Below are 21,311 nucleotides of genomic sequence, written 5' to 3'. Positions count from 1 at the left end.
ATTGATCTTGATACAGATTTGATATGGCAATGCAGATTCCCGGCTATCGGGTGATAAGAAAAATTAACCAGGGTGGGATGTCCACAGTTTACCTCGCGATCCAAATCAGCGTGGGGCGTGTTGTTGCACTAAAAGTAATGAATCCGCAACTCAACAATGATCCTGCATTTAGTGAACGCTTCCAACGTGAAGCAACCATCGTTGGACAATTATCCCATCCCAATATTGTGGCAATTTACGATATCGGTCGTCACGACGATTTAAATTACATCGCCATGGATTACCTGCCCAATGGCTCAGTGCACGATAAAATGGGTACGGGACTTAGTGGCGAAGAAGTATTGCGCATTACCCGCGAGATCGCCAGTGCACTGGATCACGCGCATGAAAAAGGCTATATCCATCGCGATATAAAACCGGAAAATATTTTATTTCGCGCGGATAATTCTGCCGTGCTGTCCGACTTTGGTGTCGCACGCGGCCTGGCCACTAATTCACGCATGACTCATGTGGGCACAGTTGTCGGCACACCCCATTACATGAGCCCGGAACAGACCAAGGGCAACACCGTCGATGGTCGCTCTGATCTCTACAGTTTGGGCATCGTATTTTACGAAATGCTCACCGGCACCCTTCCCTATCAGGGCGATGAAGCAGTTACTATCGCGCTCAAACATATCAGCGCACCAATCCCGAAATTGCCAATGCAATATTTGGCTTACCAGAAAATCCTGGAAAAATTACTGGCAAAAGATCCTGAACAACGCTTTCAACGCGGACGTGATTTGATTGCAGCGATTGAAGACCTGGAAAAAAATTATCGTGCACCGAGTACCACAGCAACTCATCCTGCCGATTTAACGGTAATAAATTTAGCGCGAGCCTTAATCTCTGCAACTTACAATGCAGTGCGCTGGCGCTGGAATAAAATCAGGGCGATACGCTGGACACCAGGCAGAGGATTTTATCAGCGCCCTGCCACTAAAATTACTGAAATCTTTTTTAATGCGCAACATACGCCAGCACTCACAGTACGCGCAGAAATGGCAACGCAAGTTCACGAAGTATTCAGCAAAAAAAATGCTTCATTTGCCAAACTGGGAATAGCAGCAAGCCTTGTTGTAATAGGCTGGATTGGATTCAGTATCTGGTACACAAAAAACGCTGGCGTTAACGAAAACACTTCTGCTGCAGGAAAACTGGCAATCGCAACAGCGACTCTATTTGGTATTGTCCCGACGACAGCAGTAGCTAACCCGGATGAAACTACAGTTATTGCAACTGTCTCAAATAATGCCAATTCAAGTAATAATGCAGCCTCATCTGCTGCAAGCGATGCAGGCGATACACCAATAGCAGCGTCTATCGGCATGGCTGCTATACCAACGGAACATGCATCATCAGCGGCAAGTAGCGCACCACTCGTCACTTATGCACTCACGGTAAAAACGTCACCGGCGCAAGCACGGGTGCGCATAATGAATATTCCTGAACGATATGAACCGGGTATTCAATTACCTGCAGGTCGCTATCAGATTGAAGTTAGTCAAGCGGGCTACGATACCCAACGCACCTGGGTTGAGATTGTTGATCAACCGCTAGCACCTACCTTTTCATTAAGCGAAACCATTGCACCAGGCGATGAAATTAGCAGCCAGGTTGTGACATCCATAAAAAGCCAGGGACCTGACATGATCAGCATTCCCACTGGCGAATTTTTTATGGGCAATAAAGACAATCCTATGACAATGCCGGTGCATAAAGTGGTCATCAGCAAACCTTTTGCAATGAGCAAATACGAAATCACCTTTGACGATTACGATATGTTTGCCCAAGCAACCAAGCGCACATTGCCGAGTGATAATCGCTGGGGGCGCGGTAATCGTCCGGTGATTAATGTAAGCCTTGAAGATGCTCGCGCTTATGCAAAATGGCTGAGCGAAACTACCGGAAAAAAATACCGATTGCCGACAGAGTCCGAATGGGAATATGTTGCCCGCGCCGATACTACAACGCTGTTTTGGTGGGGGAATGAGGTTAAGGAATCTGCCGGAAAAGCCAATTGTCGCCGTGGCTGCAATAGCAAATTCTCCGGTTTATTTGGGGCAAAAACAGCGCCGGTTGGAAGTTATCCGGCAAATGGTTTTGGTGTTTACGACACCGCCGGTAACGTCGCAGAATGGGTGGAAGATTGTTTCGCCGAGAACTATACCCAGCATCCTAAAAATGGCCAGGCAATGATCCTGAAAAGCTGCGACGCGCATGTCGTACGCGGAGGATCAGCAAAGGACAATGCCGAGCGTCTTGCCAATCACATCCGCGATTATCACCACGCTGAGATTTTTGATGCGCATTTGGGTTTTCGTGTGGTGATGGAGTTAAAGTAACCATCACCACCGAATAACTTTATCGGCTATTACGAACCAGGACTGCAACGAACATCGTATCCGCATCCAATTCGGGCACGCCTAAAATGCGCTGTGATTGAATTGTGAAATCGGGATGCTGTTGTACAAACCATTCAATTTGCTGTTCATTCTCACTGACCTGCCAACTGCATGTTGCATATACAAAATGCCCACCCGCCCTGACTGCTGGCGCAGCATTCGTAAGTAATTGTCGTTGTAACTGAATTAACTCTTGAGTGTCCCTGGCATCAAAACGCCAGCGCGCATCGGGGTTGCGCCGCCAGGTTCCCGCAGAGCTGCAGGGTGCATCGATCAACACCCAATCAAATCCTTTTTGCTGCGCAATTTCTTTAGGCAAACGCAAAGGTTCCAATCCAGCCCAGGTAAAAGCGCGCACATTAAAAATGTCAGCGCGCTTAACGCGGCGTTTTAATTCATCCAATTTATATTCGTGTAAATCAGTCGCAACCAATGCACCTTTGTTGTTCATTTGCGCTGCAATGGCGAGGGTTTTTCCACCCGCACCGGCGCAGGCATCCCATACTTTTTGACCTGGCTTTGCGGCGACAGTTAAGGCGATTTGCTGGCTGGCAATATCCTGGATTTCTACTGCACCGGTTTTATATTCATCGGTTGAGTGCACACCTACACCACCACGCGCGGATAAACGCTGTTGCCCATCGAGTTGCGCTTTTACGCCTTGACGCTGCAATCCGTTGCACACAACAGCAACATCACTATTTTTTTGCACACGCAACCACAATGGCGGTGTTGTAACTTGCTGCTGAATGAAATGCTGCAAGGTTTTATCATCCCATTCACTCGCTTTTTTGCGCGCGGCCAGCAAATCGTTCCACTGTGGACGCAAACCATACCACAGCAAATACACAGGCATATTGACCGGTGTTACCTGAATAATAAATTGATTAAAAAATTGGCGGCGCTCTTCGGCATCGCGCAGTTGCGCCAGGTTTCTTTTCGGCTGATCGCCGTTCACACGCAACTGAATCCAATACCAAAAAGAAATCGGTGCTATGGATTGCATATCGCGATGCTGCCAATCCAAATCCCATTGCAACCAATCAATCGCGTTATTTTGATTGCGATACGCAAACTCCAACGCCGTAGCCAGCTGCTGGAAACGCAATGCCGAAAACATAGCCAAACTCAGTGCGGCACTATTAACAGCTTCTGGCTGCGCATCAGCTGCAAGGATTTTCGGTATCTTGAATTTATTGTGCTTTTTGACCTCATCATACTCGGGCATGGAGGTCGGGCCTGAATGTGCATATTGGCGCACTGTATTTTTCAGCCACTTATCCAGCGGCATACTTCCCGCCACTTCCAGCCAGGCACGCCAAAGCGGAACCAGGCGGGAATCTTCATAGTCGGTAGTAAGGTGTTTTGACGAGGGATTAGGAGAGGATTGCATATAAAGGTGCCACTATCGGGATCGGAGCCCGGAAAGCCCCAAAAAGAGTGCATTCTACCAGTGGTACCTCAGGTTTACATCTTATTCACTTAAGCAAGATAAGTAGCCCATTGATATTTTTAGATTATTTAACGCAGGTAATTTTTTGTTTAGCAATTTGCTTGAACCGGCGATGGGGATTACAACTAAACAAATAAATATTTGAGGAGCAAGATCAATGGCACAACTTACCCGTCGCGAACTTATAAAAGCCTTTGGTGCACTGGGGCTTGCGACAACTGCCGCGCCATTATTTGCCAACACCTTCCCTAAAAAACGTGTCGGTGTTGCCTTGGTCGGCCTTGGCTATTACAGCCGCGACCTCCTGGCTCCGGCATTGCAGCTCACGCAGCATTGTTATCTCGCTGGAATTGTAACTGGCTCGCCTGAAAAAATTCCGGTGTGGCAAAAACAACATAATTTGCTTGATTACAATATTTATAACTACAACAACATGCACCAACTTGCCAACAACCCGGATATTGATGTGGTGTACATAGTAACGCCGACGGGAACGCACAAAAAATTTACTGAAATTGCCGCCAATGCCGGAAAACATGTGTGGTGTGAAAAACCCATGGCGATGAGTGAAAAAGAATGTCAGGCGATGATTGATGTGTGCAAGAAAAACAAAGTGCAATTAACTATTGGTTATCGCATGCAACATGAGCCAAATACCCGGCGAATTATGCAACTTGCCAAAGAAAAACCCTACGGAAAAATCCAGACAATCACCGCTGAGGCAGGTTATAACAGTGGCAATGCCGGCTACAGTTGGCGCGCTGACCCTAAACTCGGTGGCGGCGCTATGTACGATATGGGTGTCTATCCATTGAATGCAGCGCGCTACACTGCTGGCGAAGAACCCATCGCCGTAACAGCACACATGGAAAGCATCCGTGAGCTTTATAAACATGTCGATGAAACAACAGTTTTTGAATTGGAATATGCCAGTGGCGCGCGCGCGAAATGCACCACCAGTTATGCGAAAAATATGAATTTGCTCCGGGCAGATTGTGAATCCGGTTGGTATGAATTGAGTCCTTTCCAATCCTATTCCGGCGTAAAGGGAAAAACCAGCAGTGGCGCTATACTTAAAGCATCACCGGAAAATCAGCAAGCGCAGCAAATGGATAATGATGCGCTTGCAATCTTGAATAAATCACCAGTGATTGTTCCCGGTGAAGAAGGCATGAAAGATATTGTTATTTTGGAGGCAATTTTTAAATCCGCAAAAGAAGGTAAGCGTATTGTCTTGTAATACGCAAACCAGCATGAATATTTTATCAAAGCGCTGTCATTAGTCGCGTTTGAAACCAAATAATAATCCTCTGGCATTTTATTTTTACAGTTCTTGTCGGGAGTTTACTCTGCGCGCGCTGTAAAGAAAATAAATTGCCACACCCAAAGCCATCCATACCAATAACCGCAACCAGGTATCAAGTGGTAAGCCTGACATCAGGAATAATGCAGAGAATGCCCCGGCCGGTGCAACAAACCAAATAGCGGGAACGCGGAAAGGACGTTGCAAATCAGGACGAGTTCTACGCAGCATTAACACGCCAATACAAACAATAACAAATGCCGATAAGGTACCGATACTCACTAACTCTCCCACCAATCCCATCGGTAAAATACCCGCGAGAATAGCAACAACAAGACCGGTAAAAAATGTGGCTTTAAAAGGAGTGCGGAATTTTTTATGGACATCTGAAAAAATGCCAGGCAACAAGCCATCGCGCGACATGGAATAAAAAATACGGGTTTGCGCTAATAACAACACCAGTACAACCGTGGTAAGGCCAGCAATCGCACCTAATTTAACAATGGGTGATAACCAAGCCATACCCAAGGTATCAATAGCAATCGCGATAGGGTCAGGTACGTTGAGTTTATCGTAGGGAACCAATCCGGTAAGTACGTAAGCAACCAGTGCGTAAAGTACCGAGCAAATTATTAACGAACCGATAATACCGCGCGGCATATCGCGCTGTGGATTTTTTGCCTCCTGTGCAGCGCAGGAAACAGCATCAAAACCAATGTAGGCGAAAAACACCACCCCGGCACCGGTTAATACTCCACCCCACCCAAAATTACCGAAGCTATCAACCGGCGGAACAAAATTACCATCCGGGTTACCGACGGTTACCCAGTTCTGGTGATCCACCGCATTCCATCCTAATACAATAAATGTAATAACAACCAACAGTTTCACTGCCACAATCACCGCATTTACTCGCGCAGATTCACGTGTACCTATGGCCAGCAACGATGAGGTTATCAACACAATTAGAACTGCGGGTAAATTAATAATATTGCCGGTCGCCATCCATTCTCCGCTCAAAGCGCTGTATGACCAAGGGCCTTGCGTCAACGCAGCGGGGATATAAATACCAAAATTTTTCAAAAAGCTGACCACATACCCGGACCAACCTATGGCAACGGTTGTTGCGCCCAGCGCGTATTCAAGGATTAAATCCCAGCCGATCATCCAGGCAATAAATTGCCCCAGTGAAGCGTAGGCATAGGTGTAAGCAGAACCTGCGACGGGAACGGAAGACGCCAACTCGGCGTAACACAAGCCGGCAAATACGCAGACAATGGCACCCGCGATAAATGATATAACAACAGCAGGACCGGCATTTGAGGCGGCAGCATGTCCGCTCAGGACAAAAATTCCAGCACCGATAATGCACCCTATTCCCAGCGCGATCAGATTCCAGACTCCGAGCGAACGCTTCAGCCCACGCTCATTACCATCCACTTCATCGCGTAGCGATTCAACTGATTTGCGAGCCCACATTTTATTCATATTTTTCTCCGACAAAGCCTCATCTATAAGTGCACCAAGATTCCACCAATCCCACAATCAGTTACTGCGAGAGCAAAACACCTGAAACCATGCAAAAATCCTGCTCAATCCGCAGCTACGCCAAATGAACGCTTATAGCAAGTACAGCAAGCGATCCAGAACCAACGCATTTCAAACAGGGTATTTTTACGCACAGATAAAGTGCATCAAGGTACATTTGGATGGCAAAAAATCACCACGCAATTACATCATTATTATTAACAACCGTTTATTTCTAACCATCAAAAACGAGATAAAGCGGAGCCGTCATCATTTATATTTATTCATGGAGCATTGCAGCACAGAATAACCCTGCTGCTTTAAAATAGGAATACTATTGGCATCAATCCACCGCACTTAGCTTATCTATTTCCTCAATTCGTAAACGAGCCATTTCACAATAACCTTTATCAAGCTCACAGGCGCGATTCAGATAGGTACGCGCCGCAGTATAATTTCTCTCCCTCAAGTAACAAGTCCCCATCACCGAGTTGATACTGGCATCATTCGGTGCTAACTGATGATAAGCCTTGATGTGTTCAAACACCTTGTCTTGATTTCCCAGTCTGTTGTAAGCAAAACGCAGAACAACGTGCATGTCTTTATTGCCCGGGGCAAGAGCCAAAGAGCGCTCAGCGTATTCAATGGCTTTTTGCATGAGACTCTGCTGCTCTTTTACTGGGGAAATCTTGGCTTGCTCCGAATAATAATTGGCAAGTTGCGCCTGCAGTTCGGCATTATCAGGATTATTTTTCAGTGATTTTTCTGCTGCCTAAAACATCTGTAATTCTTGTTCATGCTTTTGGAAATAGAGAGCGATATCAGCATACTGGGGAGAATTTTTATTAATTTTCTTTAAATATTTTTTCGCATAATCATATTCATTATGATGAATGAGCACTCGCGCCATGGTATGACCTAACTCATCATTGCTGAGCTTGCGCTTTCCGATACTACTCTGAGCACCATTGAATTTCAGGCGAGCAGCCTTGAGTGACGGCTCCGCCAAATAACGATCATAAGACTCTTGCACAGCAACAATCGATTGACCAAATGCTTGCTCGAATCCCTCTTTGGTTTTAGGTGTTTGCGGTGCAAGGTAGGTAGCAACTTGCTGCTGATGGTTTGGATAGTTATCAAGTGAGCCAAACAAAAAATAATACACCGCAGCACCAGCGTTAAGCTTATAAAATGGATTTGAGGATGCGCTTTTATCGCCGAAGATAAGAGGTTCAAGCGGAATTGCTGCCGAAGGAATGGCTGTAAAGCTACGTATCACACTAATAGTAGCCTGATTGTCATGCACTTCTGCTGCATTCAGGATTGTTCGCAGCCCACTGGTGTACCAAAAAGGATATTTTTCAGCTATTGCAGCTTGCATCAGGTAGTGCCACAAATAAGCATCAATAATCGTCTGCTTTTTAAGATCTGCACTTATTGGTCTTATATCCCGTCCTATCATCAAATACTGGTCACCCTCGATACGATCAACAAATGCACCTGCATTCTGGGTCGGTTTAATTTTCTGATACAACGCGTAATCCGAGTGGGTAATGACCTTAACCTTTGCAATCTGCAGAGATGGCGCAAGCGCTTGCACAAGATTGGCATGATTTTCCAGAGACTCGATCCAACTCGTTGCCTGGCTTTCTGAAGCATCAGAATAAAGCTGTACATTAGGTGAGGTGTATTCAACCCATCCGCTTGCCAATGCGGGCGGCACACCAAATAAAAATATTATTAGAAAAACGGGGGAAAATAAGAATCTCTTCATCTGAACTTATTCCATCAAGAAAATGGAGCCTTTTAGGCTTTATTGTGTGGCCCCATTCTATTTGATAATTATTCTTATGAACATAACAACTTAACTAAAGCTTCGACAGGTTACATTGCTTTTTTCTTTAACTTCTCAATCTCATCGCGCAACTTGGCTGCCACTTCAAACTCCAAATCTTTCGCCGCCTGGAACATTTGTTTTTCCATTAGCTCAATGGTCTTCCAAATGTCTTTCGGATTCACTTCAACAGTGTATTTACCGCTGCGCTCTGCAATGGCCATTGCCTTGTTACGCGCACTGCGGCCACCGGCACCGGGAGCAACGGAACCCTCCATAATATCGGCAATACTTTTGTTGATCCCTTTCGGAGTAATACCATGTTCGAGATTGTGCGCGACTTGTTTTTCGCGACGGCGATCAGTTTCCTCGATAGCGCGTTGCATAGAACCCGTGATTCGGTCTGCGTAGAGAATTGCTTTACCATTCATGTTACGTGCAGCGCGGCCGATGGTTTGGATCAACGAGCGATCTGAACGCAAAAACCCTTCTTTATCCGCATCCAGAATTGCAACCAAAGATACCTCCGGTATATCCAGACCTTCACGCAGCAGGTTAATGCCTACCAGCACATCAAATTGACCCAACCGCAAATCGCGAATAATTTCTATGCGCTCTACCGTATCAATATCCGAATGCAAGTAGCGCACCCGCACCCCATGTTCAGCAAGGTATTCCGTAAGATCTTCCGCCATACGTTTGGTGAGCACAGTAATCAATACGCGATCACCATTTACTACGCGCAATCGAATTTCGGAGAGCACATCGTCTACTTGTGTAGTCGCGGGACGAATTTCAATTTGCGGGTCAATAAGTCCCGTTGGGCGCACGACTTGCTCAACTACCTGCCCCTGATTTTCTTGCTCATATTTTCCGGGAGTTGCCGAGACCATGATCATTTGCGGAGCAATGTGCTCCCATTCATCAAAACGCATCGGGCGGTTATCCAATGCAGATGGCAAACGAAAGCCGTATTCAACCAGGGTTTCTTTACGCGAGCGATCACCTTTATACATAGCGCCGATTTGCGGAATAGTTACGTGGCTTTCGTCGATAACCAATAAGGCATCTGCAGGCAAATAATCAAATAATGTCGGCGGTGCTTCACCGGAATTACGGCCGGACAAATAACGTGAATAGTTTTCAATGCCGTTACAGTAGCCCAACTCTTGCATCATCTCCAAATCGTAACGGGTGCGCTGCTCCAATCGCTGCGCTTCGACAAGCTTGTTGTTTTCACGCAAATATTCCAAGCGCTCGCGCAACTCTTCTTTGATGTTTTCAATTGCATCCAGAATTTGTTCGCGCGGTGTCACGTAATGCGATTTTGGGTAAATCGTAAAGCGCGGGACTTTTTGCAACACCTCACCGGTGAGTGGATCGAAAATCGAAATCTGCTCAACTTCATCATCAAACAATTCCACGCGTACGGCTTCAATATCGGAGTCAGCGGGATAAATATCGATTACCTCGCCGCGCACACGATAGGTTGCGCGGGAGAATTCCATATCATTGCGCGTGTACTGCAACTCAGCGAGACGGCGCAAAATCTGGCGCTGATCGATTTTGTCGCCACGCACTATATGCAACAACATTTTCATATAGGCTTCAGGATCACCCAAACCGTAAATTGCCGACACCGATGCGATGATAATGGCGTCTTTTCGCTCCAGTAGCGCCTTGGTTGCCGATAATCGCATCTGCTCAATATGCTCGTTTACGGCTGAGTCTTTTTCGATGAAGGTATCGGATGATGGAACGTAAGCTTCGGGCTGATAGTAGTCATAATAAGAGACAAAATATTCAACCGCGTTGTTAGGGAAAAACTCTTTGAACTCACCATAGAGTTGCGCCGCAAGTGTTTTGTTGTGCGCCATGATCAACGTGGGGCGCTGCACCTGTGCAATTACATTGGCGACGGTAAAGGTCTTACCCGAGCCAGTCACACCCAGCAGTGTCTGATGCGCCAAGCCGGCCTCTATACCTTGTACAAGACCGGCAATCGCGGTGGGTTGATCTCCCGCGGGCGCAAATTCACTATTTACAACAAATTGCTTGGACATAAGAACTCAATAATGAATAAAAAAGGGATTGTAGCGAAAAGTTACCCAAATAGGATGGCAGGCACTTGCCATTACTCGCTAGACTTGCAGGCCACGCAGACTAATCCCTATAACTGACAACCTATGTCAGCAGCCCAAGGAGGTTTCCATGAGTGAGTTTCGCACTGAACATGACAGCATGGGTGAGGTACAAGTCCCCAAAACCGCATTTTATGGCGCCCAAACCCAACGCGCGCTCGACAACTTCATCATCAGCAACCTAACCCTGCCCCCGCGATTTATCCAGGCGGTGGTACACATCAAAAAAGCAGCCGCCCTGACCAATCGTGAATTGGGATTACTGGACGAGGATATCGCCTGGGCGATCTGTGCCGCCTGCGACAGTATCGTCGCCGGACAATATGTGGACCAATTTCCGGTAGATGTGTTCCAAACCGGTTCCGGCACCAGTACAAATATGAATGTGAACGAGGTAATCGCCCATATCGCCAGCGAACTCGCAGGCCAAAAGGTCCATGCCAACGATCACGTGAATATGAGCCAAAGCAGTAACGATACGATTCCCAGTGCAATCCACATCAGTGCCGCCCTTGCCCTTAAACAGCAGCTTTTTCCTGCCCTTGAAGAATTGCACACCAGCATGCTGGGCAAAGCGGAGGCGCTGGCAGATGTCGTGAAAACTGGCCGCACTCATTTAATGGACGCAATGCCCGTGACCTTTGGGCAGGAAATTGGCGGCTGGGCGAGCCAAATCGAAAGTAACTATGTCCGTCTGCAAACGGTTCTGCCGCAACTGCTTAACCTTGCGCAAGGCGGAACAGCGGTAGGTACAGGCATTAATGCTCACGCAGAATTTGCGCAAAAATTTGCAACACATTTAAGTGAAGCATCGGGATTATCATTTACACCGGCAGATAACTTTTTTGCGCACATGAGCGCGCAAGATACCGCAGTTGCGGTCTCCGGCCAGCTCAAAACATTGGCGGTAAGCTTGATGAAAATTGCCAATGATTTGCGCTGGATGAACTCCGGACCACTCGCCGGTTTAGCAGAGATTAGCCTGAAACCATTGCAACCCGGATCATCAATTATGCCGGGGAAAGTAAATCCGGTTATTCCTGAGGCCGTGTGTATGGTGTGCGCGCAAGTAATGGGAAATGATGTCAGCATCGGCATAGCCGGACAATCAGGTAATTTCCAACTGAACGTTATGCTGCCATTGATCGCGCACAACTTATTGCAATCAATTGCATTACTTAGCAACGCGGGCAACGAATTAGCGGATAAAACCATCGCAACATTTACGGTCAATCACACCAATTTGCAACAATCCCTCGCGCAGAATCCGATTTTAGTGACTGCATTGAATCCCATTATAGGCTACGAAAAAGCCGCTGCGATCGCCAAAAAAGCCTATAAAGAGGCACGCGCGATTATCGATGTTGCTGTTGAAGAAACCGCTATAAGTCGCGAAGAGTTGGAGCAACTACTAAACCCGGAGAAGTTGACGCACGGAGGTTTGTAACTGTTGAACTGTACGGTGTTTGACTGAGAAACCACAATGGATTTTCCGCTAGAGATTTTGGTATTTTTATTTTTTGCCGCCGCCATTGCGGGTTTTATGGATACTCTCGCGGGAGGTGGTGGCTTGATCACAGTTCCAGCGCTGGTTGTATCAGGAGTGCCACCGCTAGCCGCACTAGGCACGAATAAACTGCAAAGCACTTTTGGTTCCGGTACTGCAAGTTTTCTATTGTTTAAGCATAAAAAAATCCATTGGCAGGCATTACACCCGATGATGATTGCCGCTTTTATTGGTTCAGCAATCGGGACAGTGATTGTTCAATTCATTGACGCCGGGCTACTGGGTTTTATCATCCCGTTAGTGCTAGTGATAATTGCCGTGTATTTTATTACCGCACCTTATTTTAAACTCGAATCAACCAAGCCAAGGATGTCAGCCAGCCTTTACCAAAAGACCGTATTGCCCATTATCGGCATGTACGATGGAATGTTTGGACCAGGCACTGGCTCTTTTCTGGCAGTTGCAGGTGTTAGCTTGCGCGGCCTCGAATTAATCAAGGCAACTGCAACCGCTAAGCCGCTGAATTTCGCCACCAATATTGCTTCATTAATTGTTTTTATTTTTGCAGGCCAACTGGTTTGGGTTGCAGGTTTAACGATGATCGCAGGGCAAATACTAGGCGCTTGGGTCGGCTCACATTATCTTTTTAAAGTGAATGCAAAAGTGTTGCGGATACTGATCGTTACAATTTGTTTAGTCATGTTAGGGCAGTATTGGTACAAACAATACGGCATTTGAACAATTACCTCAGGAATCCCATGCGAGACTTTAGAAATTCATTTTACCGACTGGTATTAATCCTCATCAGCACTTCACTGGCTGCCTGTGTGGTTACGCCCAAAAAAGTAGCCAGTTATGACGAAAATTGCATGGTGTCCACCCAGAAGATCGTACTCACCACCGAACAACTGCAAGCGTTTAATAAAATCGACTGCATAACAAATAGTTGTAAAGCAGAATTTATAGAGGCTGCTGCAACATCAGTGCTAGTCACAACGACAAGCGCGGTTGTCTCTGGATCGATTGCATTAGTTGGAAATACGCTCTACTGGCTGGAAAGCCACGGAAAGTGCCCCAATATAAAGCGACCTCCTGAACAAACACAAAAAAAACCAAAGAGTCCAAAAGAAGAATATTTAATTGAAGAAGAAATAATTACTGCTAAATCCTGATTTTATTATTCACATCGCGATTCTCTGCAACAGGTCGTTGTTCGATCACATCCCTGTCCGATTTCGCCATGCGGTCATAAAGTACTACATGGACAGTCGCTGCAAGGTTCATGCATCCGATAGTAGGGATATAGACCACGTGTTCGCAGTGATCCAACAGCTCTTTTTTAATCGACCCATCTTCCGGGCCGAAAATATAGTAGGCGTGATCGGGATGAACAAAATCCATAAGTGGTGTTGCGCCTTCAATCAATTCGATTGCAACCAAGGTTGCGCCTGGCGGGATGTCATCGAGCAAATTCCCCATGCCGACCAATGCTATTTTACGGCTAGCATTTTTTGTGTCAGTTGCAAATTTTTGCGCACGCTCAAAGCGTACACCACTATAAAAAACAGTATCAGCTTCGTAACAGCCAGCCGCACGCATTACCATACCGACGTTGGCGGGGCTTTTAGGATTAACGAGACCTATGTGGGCTGATTTTTTACTCATGCTGAAACCTGACGGGAAATTAAAGATTAAAAATAGGACGCTGTTGCCTTGAGCTAATTGGGCGCAGCGAGCGGCACCCCTACATATCAGGATAGGCGCTGTTTGAAATCGTCGTATCCAAATTCTCTAACCACTTGCAACTCATCAGTGTGTGAATCCCAAATAGCGAGAGTTGGTAAATTAATGCCATTAAAGGTGGTAGTTTTTACCATCGTATAGTGAGCCATATCGTCAAACATTATACGTTGACCGACAGTTAAAGGCGCATTGAAACTGTAGTCGCCAATGACATCACCCGCCAAACAAGTCATACCGCCCAAGCGATAAGTATGCGCAAGTTCATTGGGCATTCCTGCTCCCAGCACATCCGCGCGATACGGCATTTCCAATACATCCGGCATATGGCACGTCGCCGAAGTATCGAGAATTGCTTGCGCTATTGTGTTCCAGGTGATATCCAATACTTCAGCGACCAATACGCCACTGCGGAGTGCAACTGCTTCGCCCGGCTCAAGATACACCTGCAATTGATGACAAGCGCGAAAGGATTTAATCAGCTCGATCAATTCATCGACTTGATAATCTTCCCGACTGATATGGTGGCCACCACCAAAATTTATCCATTTGATATGCGAAAAATACTTGCCGAATTTTTCTTCTGCCGCAGCCAGGGTACGCTGCAAAGGCGGCAAATCCTGCTGGCACAGCGTGTGGAAATGTAAGCCGCTGATACCATCCAGAATATTTGGATCATCACGCAACGCTTGTTCAAATTGTACGATGGTTACCCCCATGCGCGAGCATGGTGCGCAAGGATCATAAAGCGCAACTTCACCTTCTGAATGTTCCGGATTGATACGAATACCAAACTGTAATTCGGGTCGTTCTTGTTGCGCGTTTAAAGCGAGGAATTTAAAGCGCGACCATTGCGAAAATGAGTTAAATAAAACATGATCAGCAACTTTTAAGATGTCGAGCAAATCTGACTCTTTATAGGCTGCAGAATAGCAATGAACTTCACCACCAAATTCCTCTTTCCCCAAACGCGCCTCGTGCAAACCACTCGCACAAGTACCTGAAAGATATTTACGAAATAAAGGGGCGAGATTCCAGCAGGAAAATGCCTTGAGTGCAGCTAATACTTTTGCACCACTCTCACGTTGCACACGATTGAGGATTTTTAAATTATCTTCCACCGCCGCTTTATCGATGACAAAACAGGGAGATGGCACACGGGCAGGATTAAAATGGGTGAAATATTCGCGTTTTTGCATTTTTAAATAAGCAATGTAGGTTGGGGTGAGGAACGAACCCCAACACAATATGTGGAGTGGACATGTTGGGGTTCGTTCCTCACCCCAACCTACAAATTAAAATCATCCGTTTATTGCACGTGGATCGACATCAACCACTTGCCAAGGCAAACCGTATTTATTGAGATCTTCCATAAACGGATCAGGATCGTATTGCTCCATGTTCCATACACCCGGTTTTTTCCACTTACCTTCCAATATCATTTTTGCCCCGATCATGGCAGGCACACCGGTGGTGTAAGAAATCGCCTGGGATTTCACTTCACGATAGCACTCCTGATGATCACAAATATTGTAGACGAACATCGCTACCGGCTTACCATCCTTAATGCCTTGTGCAAAACAGCCAATGCAGGTTTTGCCTTTGGTCAATGGGCCGAGACTTGCGGGATCAGGCAGTAATGCTTTCAAAAATTGCAGTGGCACTATTTCACGGCCTTCAAATATAATAGGTTCGATACCTGTCATACCCACATTACCCAACACTTCCAGATGCTTTAAATAATTATCAGAAAAAGTCATCCAGAAACGGGCGCGTTTAATTTCCGGGAAATGTTTAACAAGCGACTCCAATTCTTCGTGATACATCATGTAGATTTTCTTTGGACCAATATCGGCAGGAAAATCAAAGACACGATTAATGCTGAGCGGCGCAGTCTCTACCCAATCACCATTTTCCCAATAGCGACCATTAGCGGTCACTTCGCGAATATTAATTTCCGGATTGAAATTGGTCGCAAAAGGCAAGCCGTGATCACCCGCGTTGCAATCGATAATATCCAGATAATGAATTTCATCGAAGTAATGTTTCTTCAGGTAAGCGGTATAGACATTGGTAACGCCAGGATCAAAACCCGAGCCAAGCAACGCGGTCAAACCTGCGTCCTTAAATTTCTCCTGATAGGCCCATTGCCATGAGTATTCGAATTTAGCCGTATCCAGTGGCTCGTAATTGGCAGTATCCAGATAATCGACACCCGCTTCCAAACAAGCATCCATAATCGTCAGGTCTTGATAAGGCAATGCAACATTAATGACCAGATCCGGTTTTTCAGCGTTGATCAATGCAACCAGCTCGGGCACATTATCCGCATCAACTTGGGCTGTTTTTATCGGGCGATTTAATTGCGCAGCAATAGCTTTACATTTTGATTCAGTGCGGCTTGCCAACACAATTTCTGAAAATATATCTGGTAATTGTGCGCACTTATGCACCACAACACCGCTCACACCACCCGCACCGATAATTAACACTTTTGCCATTAATCTACACTCCACAACAATCTATAAATAAAATCTCTTACCGATAACTGCGCTACTGGATTAACACCTACCATTCATTATTTTTCAAAATAGGTATAGCCGCGCAATCCTTCCGAATAGGCCGAGAGCATTTGTTGGCGATCAGCCACGCTGATAATACCTTCACGCACAGCCTGCTCGGCGGTTTGACGAAACTGTTCATACAACTCATTCGGCTTATACTCAACATAACTCAATACATCTGCAATACTATCGCCATGCAATTCGTGCACAAAATCAATACTGCTGTTGGCATTAATGCGCACGCTGGCGACATTGGTATCGCCAAACAGGTTGTGCAAATCACCCAGGGTTTCCTGATATGCACCCACTAAAAAAACACCGAGATAATATTCCTCACCCGCCTTAATCGGGTGAAGCGCCAAGGTAGTTGATTCACCTTCAGGACTGGTAAATTTTTGCAATTTCCCATCACAATCACAGGTTAAATCCGCAATGATTGCCTGGCGAGTCGGCTCTTCGTCCAAGCGATGAATTGGCATTACCGGAAAGACTTGCCCTATCGCCCATGAGTCTGGCAGCGATTGGAATACACTGAAATTGCCATAATAAATATCCGCCAACAATTGCGGCAAGCTTTCCAATTCAGCGGGAATACGCTTCAGTTGCGGCAAGAAAGCTACAATTTTTTGCAGACCGGCAAGGTAAATATTTTCGCCCAACACGCGGTGACGTAAACTGATATCGCCGGAATTAAATAAATCGCGAATTTTATCGCGATAGTAAATTACGTCATTATAGGACTCTTGCAAATTAGCCACGCTTATTACACTGTGCGTGTACCACAGGTTTGCAATCATTTCGTGGCAATTGGTGGGCAAGACCTCAGGCAAAGCCATAGGCTCAAAGTGGGTTACATCGAGAATATTAAATAACAAAATTGATGTATGTGCGACGGTCGCACGGCCTGACTCGGTAACGATGGTCGGATGTGGAATTTTGTGGGCATCCAAACTTTCCTGAATCGATTCCACTACGTCAATACAGTATTCCTGCACAGAATAATTACGGCTGTGACCGTTGGTACTGCATGTGCCATCGTAATCAATTGCCAAACCACCGCCCAAATCGAGATAACCGAGCGGAGCACCCTCGCCCACCAGTTCGATGTAATAGCGACAGGCTTCCAACACACCGGCGCGGATGCTGCGAATATTAGGAATTTGTGAGCCCAAATGAAAATGCAGCAACTGGAAACAATGCAATAAATTGGCATCGCGCAATGTATCAATCACAGTAACCAATTCATTGGTATTTAAACCAAATAAACTACGGTCACCGCTATCCGCGCTCCAATGCCCCTCTACTTTAGTGGACAATTTTAACCGCACCCCAATTAATGGCTCAATATCGAGTGCGCGACTACGTTCAATGACAAACTGCAATTCCGTAAGGGTTTCCAGCACAAAAAAACATTTAAATCCGAGTTTGCGCGCCTGCAAACCGAGTGAAATAAATTCGGCATCTTTATAACCATTACAGATAATAATGCTCTCACGATTGGTAATCGTGGCCAACGCAATCATTAATTCTGCTTTACTTCCTGCTTCAAGGCCATGGTTGTAACGCTGACCAAACCGCACAATTTCTGCAATCACATGACTCTGTTGGTTCACCTTGATTGGAAAAGCGCCGCGATACTGGCCACGATAATTACTTGCAGCAATAGCTTGCGCAAATGAATCATTAAGAATGCTGATACGCGAATCGACAATATTTTCAAGGCGCAACAATACCGGCATTTGTAAACCGCGCTGTTGCAATCCATCGACGATATCCATTATCGACACATTGACTTCGCCTTCGGCGGTTGGTGCACGCACGACAACATCACCTTGTGGTGAAACGCCAAAATAGCCGCTGCTCCATTCGTCAATGCCATAGAGTTCAGCTGACTTACGCGCAGACCAGGAGATTGATTGCTCTGAATTATTCAAAATATGTCGCCCCTTGTGATTAACAGGCTTTTTCCGCAAGTAAAAAAAACCAGGAGGCATAGATATTGATATCAGTGCCCATGGCGAAAATTGGAAATGGCGCGCAATTGTCCACATTTTTTGTGAAAAATAAAGCATCGCGCCGATATGAATAGAAATTAGCCTGTGAAGCAGGCTTTATTTAGCTGAAATTTGTTGCAGATACTGGATCAATATCCCCATATTTTTAACATAATTGCCAGTAGAAATCCCCATTACCGGATTTTCAACCGGATATGGCGAAGTATCCCACTCATCGCCAACCATAGTAGCAGCATACTCATTGGTGATGATGGTGGCATTTTTGGCTGGCGCAGTGCCTTTATATGGGTTGGTTGTGTAATACAGTGGTGTCGGCCAGTAGCCTTGTTTATTCAGTCCGTTGATCAATTCTGCAGCCTGATCGGGAAGTTTTTTTTCTTCAACGCTTTTTTGCGCGCGAAAGTTTAAATCGGATACGCTCACCTTGCCGAGCGTGAAATATTTTGGCAGCGCAACATTACCCATCGCTTTAAGCGGCGAATTTGCAGTCACTTGTCTTGGTTTAAGCGCTAATGTTGACTTATAAGCGGCGCGTAATTTAGTCACATTAATGCTACTGGTGGACTTGTAATGGGCCAACATATTGCCCGGTGTGTAATCGACGTAATATTCTCCATTACTCACATTAGCGCCGCGCCGGTGTGTAAATAGCGGTTTATCGGTGCCCAATTCAAGAAATGATGGGTGGTTACGCCCCTCGTATTCTGCCTTTGCAGACAATTGTAAACTATCCAACCAGTCCAGCGCATCCGGAATGCGGGCGAGAAACTTTGATTCACCTGTCATCCGATAAAACTTAATCAGTTGCTGGATATTTTCGGCCGTTGTCGGCGTATGCAGGGCTTTTGGTTCGTAAGAGCGCGCCCCGGCAGGCACCAACTCAGTTGTGTACTGCAATGCCCAACCAGGTTGCGGTTGGCCCATTTGGGTGACCAGAAAGCTATTCATTGCACGAATAACTGATTCACGCACCCGCGCTTCGCCCAGCAGTTGATAGCACATCAGCAGAAAATCGATATTCTCGGCAGCAACATCATCATTAAAAGTGATGAAAGATGTGTAGTCAGGTTGGTCTTTGGTCGGATGGTCATGCATCAAAGGAAAACGTTGTGGCCAACCGCCAATCGGATATTGGCTATCCAACATAAAGTCGATAGCTTTGTTGAGCGGAGGGCGGTATTTGGGATCAAGCTTTTCAACGTAGAGGCGCAACAGGAATTTTGCCGCCTCTGCAGTGCCAACATCATCAAAGGTGGCATTACCGTAATAATGATGAAACTCCTCCAACCGCCACGCCTGTTTACCGATAGTCGCGTACCAATCCTTGAGTGCAGCTTCTCCATTAAAATCGGCCACATAATTCCAACCACCACTCGGATGCTGCGCATAGATAATCGCTCCCGCCACCCGCTCGGCGGCCAGGTAATAAAACTCATCGCCAGTCGCATGATAGGCATCGAGCAACAAATGCCCCACAGTTGCGGTACCCGGCGGTTGCATCCAGATCATGGAGCGACGCGCCTCAAGCTCACCCCACTGACGGGAAAAATCAGGCAGATAAGACCAGACAAAACCGCCGCGATAACTCACCTTATCCAACATAAATTGGGAGGCAGTTTTCATGGTGTTTTGTGTTTGCTCAAGCGTGGGGGCAGCCAGCACAGAGCCGGTATAACCAAGGGCAAGGAAAACAAGCAGGATCAAGTTCTGGTTGATGATACGCATAGCCGCTCTCTAATTATAGATATCCGGGTATAGATTCTATGGTTATGAATTTTGCGACCGAAAAGCCTTTGCTGAGAAATACTTAGCACCGTTTTTATAAGTAATACTTGAGAGGGGCTTTGCGGTGATAATAAGCGTCATCCCTACTATCGTGTAGTCGCTTAACATTTTTTATCGGTGTTTCGTCCGTGACCTGCCTATGCCGTCAAATACGGAAACATCCCTTTAATACCACCAGCTATAAATTCCACGGCAATCGCCACCAATAACAATCCCATCACCCGAGTGGACATAACAATACTTCGCTTACTGAGATGTTCACTAAACCAGGGCAGAAACTTAAAACACAACATCAGCGAGGCGCTCACCAACAAAATACAAAAAGTGATGGATAAATAATGGGTAACTGAATTGGATTGGTGCGCATAGACAATCACCGCGCTCATCGCACCCGGGCCGGCGAGCAATGGCATAGTGAGCGGTACCAAAGCGATAGTTTCATCCTGCGCAGCCTCAATCTCTGCCAGTGTGTGGCCGCGCGACTGCAACATTCCCAGTCCCATCAGCAACAAGATAATGCCACCTGCACAGCGAAAGGCATCCACACTGATGCCGAAAGCCCAGAGAATCCATTCACCGAATAACAAGGCGATCATCAATGCGAAAAATACCGAGACGACCGTAAGGCGCGCCGTTTTATGTCGCTGCTCTCTGTTTTGATGCACAGTGAGTGCTATAAACACGGGGATCGCACCGAGCGGGTCTACAATCGCCAGCAGGCCAATAAGGAATTTGGTGTATTCAGTTATTTCCAGCATGTTATTAAACTTTTTGCTGCGGAACCTGTTTTTGAGTGTAGGCCCGGTTTAAAGCAACTGCTGTAGTGCAGGCTATTTAAAATGACAATAAAAAAGGCGATCCGAAGATCGCCTTTTCGCAGAAACCTGATGTCCCGTCCTGAAATAGGTTTACACATTAGAGACCTATTATGGAAACAACCGTTACTCCTCCCATAAAACGCACCCAGCGTGATTACACGTTAGGCTTTAAATTAC

16 protein-coding genes are annotated in these 21,311 nt (G+C 46.2%); 5 read left to right on the top strand and 11 right to left on the bottom strand.

The window, feature by feature from the left end; translation table 11 throughout:
• The first annotated feature begins 23 nt into the window (after window positions 1-23).
• Window positions 24-2,387: a bifunctional serine/threonine-protein kinase/formylglycine-generating enzyme family protein gene (locus AC1RJL_RS15840; protein WP_492915758.1), complete on the top strand. Its 2,364-nt coding sequence runs from the start codon at window positions 24-26 to the stop codon at window positions 2,385-2,387.
• Window positions 2,388-2,406: 19 nt separating this feature from the next.
• Here the strand turns inward: AC1RJL_RS15840 and AC1RJL_RS15835 are convergent, their stop codons facing one another.
• On the bottom strand, window positions 2,407-3,840 hold the full coding sequence (locus AC1RJL_RS15835) for an RsmB/NOP family class I SAM-dependent RNA methyltransferase (protein ID WP_492915756.1): 1,434 nt from the start codon (window positions 3,838-3,840) through the stop codon (window positions 2,407-2,409).
• Window positions 3,841-4,057: 217 nt separating this feature from the next.
• Between AC1RJL_RS15835 and AC1RJL_RS15830 the strand changes: the two genes are divergently transcribed.
• Complete coding sequence (locus tag AC1RJL_RS15830) at window positions 4,058-5,140, top strand: Gfo/Idh/MocA family protein (protein WP_492915754.1); 1,083 nt, start codon at window positions 4,058-4,060, stop codon at window positions 5,138-5,140.
• Between the two features lie 84 nt (window positions 5,141-5,224).
• Here AC1RJL_RS15830 and AC1RJL_RS15825 read toward each other — a convergent pair whose 3' ends face one another.
• The 4 genes from AC1RJL_RS15825 to uvrB all read right to left on the bottom strand — a co-directional run bounded on the left by AC1RJL_RS15825 (window position 5,225) and on the right by uvrB (window position 10,627).
• Window positions 5,225-6,691 carry an amino acid permease gene (locus tag AC1RJL_RS15825; RefSeq protein ID WP_492915752.1) on the bottom strand — a complete coding sequence of 489 codons (1,467 nt, stop codon included), beginning with the start codon at window positions 6,689-6,691 and terminating at the stop codon, window positions 5,225-5,227.
• Between the two features lie 382 nt (window positions 6,692-7,073).
• The gene (locus AC1RJL_RS15820) at window positions 7,074-7,487 is read right to left on the bottom strand and encodes a hypothetical protein (RefSeq protein ID WP_492916590.1); all 414 of its coding nucleotides are present in this window, start codon (window positions 7,485-7,487) and stop codon (window positions 7,074-7,076) included.
• A gap of 15 nt (window positions 7,488-7,502) precedes the next feature.
• Complete coding sequence (locus AC1RJL_RS15815; protein WP_492915750.1) at window positions 7,503-8,504, bottom strand: hypothetical protein; 1,002 nt, start codon at window positions 8,502-8,504, stop codon at window positions 7,503-7,505.
• Between the two features lie 110 nt (window positions 8,505-8,614).
• Window positions 8,615-10,627 carry an excinuclease ABC subunit UvrB gene (gene uvrB / locus AC1RJL_RS15810; protein ID WP_492915748.1) on the bottom strand — a complete coding sequence of 671 codons (2,013 nt, stop codon included), beginning with the start codon at window positions 10,625-10,627 and terminating at the stop codon, window positions 8,615-8,617.
• Between the two features lie 148 nt (window positions 10,628-10,775).
• Here uvrB and AC1RJL_RS15805 point away from each other — a divergent pair, with 148 nt between their 5' ends.
• The 3 genes from AC1RJL_RS15805 to AC1RJL_RS15795 are packed head-to-tail and all read left to right on the top strand — an operon-like array spanning window position 10,776 to window position 13,384.
• Window positions 10,776-12,152, top strand: a complete 1,377-nt coding sequence (locus AC1RJL_RS15805; protein WP_492915746.1) for a class II fumarate hydratase — start codon at window positions 10,776-10,778, stop codon at window positions 12,150-12,152.
• Window positions 12,153-12,188: 36 nt separating this feature from the next.
• A complete protein-coding gene (locus AC1RJL_RS15800; RefSeq protein WP_492915744.1) occupies window positions 12,189-12,950 on the top strand; it encodes a TSUP family transporter in 762 nt (253 codons plus the stop codon).
• Window positions 12,951-12,970: 20 nt separating this feature from the next.
• Window positions 12,971-13,384 carry a hypothetical protein gene (locus AC1RJL_RS15795; RefSeq protein ID WP_492915742.1) on the top strand — a complete coding sequence of 138 codons (414 nt, stop codon included), beginning with the start codon at window positions 12,971-12,973 and terminating at the stop codon, window positions 13,382-13,384.
• Here the strand turns inward: AC1RJL_RS15795 and AC1RJL_RS15790 are convergent.
• The 6 genes from AC1RJL_RS15790 to AC1RJL_RS15765 form a co-directional block, all read right to left on the bottom strand.
• Entirely contained in the window at window positions 13,374-13,877 is a 504-nt protein-coding gene (locus AC1RJL_RS15790; protein ID WP_492915740.1) for an RNA methyltransferase, read from the bottom strand. The two genes, AC1RJL_RS15795 and AC1RJL_RS15790, sit on opposite strands and share 11 nt — an antisense overlap.
• An 86-nt stretch (window positions 13,878-13,963) precedes the next feature.
• Window positions 13,964-15,151 carry a carboxynorspermidine decarboxylase gene (gene nspC / locus AC1RJL_RS15785; protein ID WP_492915738.1) on the bottom strand — a complete coding sequence of 396 codons (1,188 nt, stop codon included), beginning with the start codon at window positions 15,149-15,151 and terminating at the stop codon, window positions 13,964-13,966.
• A 102-nt stretch (window positions 15,152-15,253) separates the two neighbouring features.
• On the bottom strand, window positions 15,254-16,453 hold the full coding sequence (locus tag AC1RJL_RS15780) for a saccharopine dehydrogenase family protein (RefSeq protein WP_492915736.1): 1,200 nt from the start codon (window positions 16,451-16,453) through the stop codon (window positions 15,254-15,256).
• A gap of 77 nt (window positions 16,454-16,530) precedes the next feature.
• Window positions 16,531-18,450 (bottom strand): biosynthetic arginine decarboxylase, encoded by a 1,920-nt coding sequence (gene speA, locus AC1RJL_RS15775; RefSeq protein WP_492915734.1) that lies wholly within the window; start codon window positions 18,448-18,450, stop codon window positions 16,531-16,533.
• 177 nt (window positions 18,451-18,627) lie between these two features.
• Complete coding sequence (locus tag AC1RJL_RS15770) at window positions 18,628-20,256, bottom strand: pectate lyase (protein ID WP_492915732.1); 1,629 nt, start codon at window positions 20,254-20,256, stop codon at window positions 18,628-18,630.
• A gap of 197 nt (window positions 20,257-20,453) precedes the next feature.
• Window positions 20,454-21,074 carry an NAAT family transporter gene (locus AC1RJL_RS15765; RefSeq protein ID WP_492915730.1) on the bottom strand — a complete coding sequence of 207 codons (621 nt, stop codon included), beginning with the start codon at window positions 21,072-21,074 and terminating at the stop codon, window positions 20,454-20,456.
• Window positions 21,075-21,311 lie beyond the last annotated feature (237 nt).

It is taken from the genome of Cellvibrio sp. GW822-FHT04B05 (genome assembly GCF_058800985.1).
This window is presented reverse-complemented; position numbering and strand designations above follow the sequence as displayed.

What these genes read in the sequence shown, in the direction of transcription:
- AC1RJL_RS15825 (WP_492915752.1), bottom strand. Translation starts at nt 6,691, where the DNA reads ATGAATAAAATGTGGGCTCGCAAATCAGTTGAATCGCTACGCGATGAA.
- AC1RJL_RS15765 (WP_492915730.1), bottom strand. Translation starts at nt 21,074, where the DNA reads ATGCTGGAAATAACTGAATACACCAAATTCCTTATTGGCCTGCTGGCG.
- AC1RJL_RS15815 (WP_492915750.1), bottom strand. Translation starts at nt 8,504, where the DNA reads ATGAAGAGATTCTTATTTTCCCCCGTTTTTCTAATAATATTTTTATTT.
- AC1RJL_RS15835 (WP_492915756.1), bottom strand. Translation starts at nt 3,840, where the DNA reads ATGCAATCCTCTCCTAATCCCTCGTCAAAACACCTTACTACCGACTAT.
- AC1RJL_RS15770 (WP_492915732.1), bottom strand. Translation starts at nt 20,256, where the DNA reads ATGCGTATCATCAACCAGAACTTGATCCTGCTTGTTTTCCTTGCCCTT.
- AC1RJL_RS15780 (WP_492915736.1), bottom strand. Translation starts at nt 16,453, where the DNA reads ATGGCAAAAGTGTTAATTATCGGTGCGGGTGGTGTGAGCGGTGTTGTG.
- AC1RJL_RS15800 (WP_492915744.1), top strand. Translation starts at nt 12,189, where the DNA reads ATGGATTTTCCGCTAGAGATTTTGGTATTTTTATTTTTTGCCGCCGCC.
- uvrB (WP_492915748.1), bottom strand. Translation starts at nt 10,627, where the DNA reads ATGTCCAAGCAATTTGTTGTAAATAGTGAATTTGCGCCCGCGGGAGAT.
- AC1RJL_RS15805 (WP_492915746.1), top strand. Translation starts at nt 10,776, where the DNA reads ATGAGTGAGTTTCGCACTGAACATGACAGCATGGGTGAGGTACAAGTC.
- AC1RJL_RS15790 (WP_492915740.1), bottom strand. Translation starts at nt 13,877, where the DNA reads ATGAGTAAAAAATCAGCCCACATAGGTCTCGTTAATCCTAAAAGCCCC.
- nspC (WP_492915738.1), bottom strand. Translation starts at nt 15,151, where the DNA reads ATGCAAAAACGCGAATATTTCACCCATTTTAATCCTGCCCGTGTGCCA.
- AC1RJL_RS15830 (WP_492915754.1), top strand. Translation starts at nt 4,058, where the DNA reads ATGGCACAACTTACCCGTCGCGAACTTATAAAAGCCTTTGGTGCACTG.
- AC1RJL_RS15795 (WP_492915742.1), top strand. Translation starts at nt 12,971, where the DNA reads ATGCGAGACTTTAGAAATTCATTTTACCGACTGGTATTAATCCTCATC.
- AC1RJL_RS15840 (WP_492915758.1), top strand. Translation starts at nt 24, where the DNA reads ATGGCAATGCAGATTCCCGGCTATCGGGTGATAAGAAAAATTAACCAG.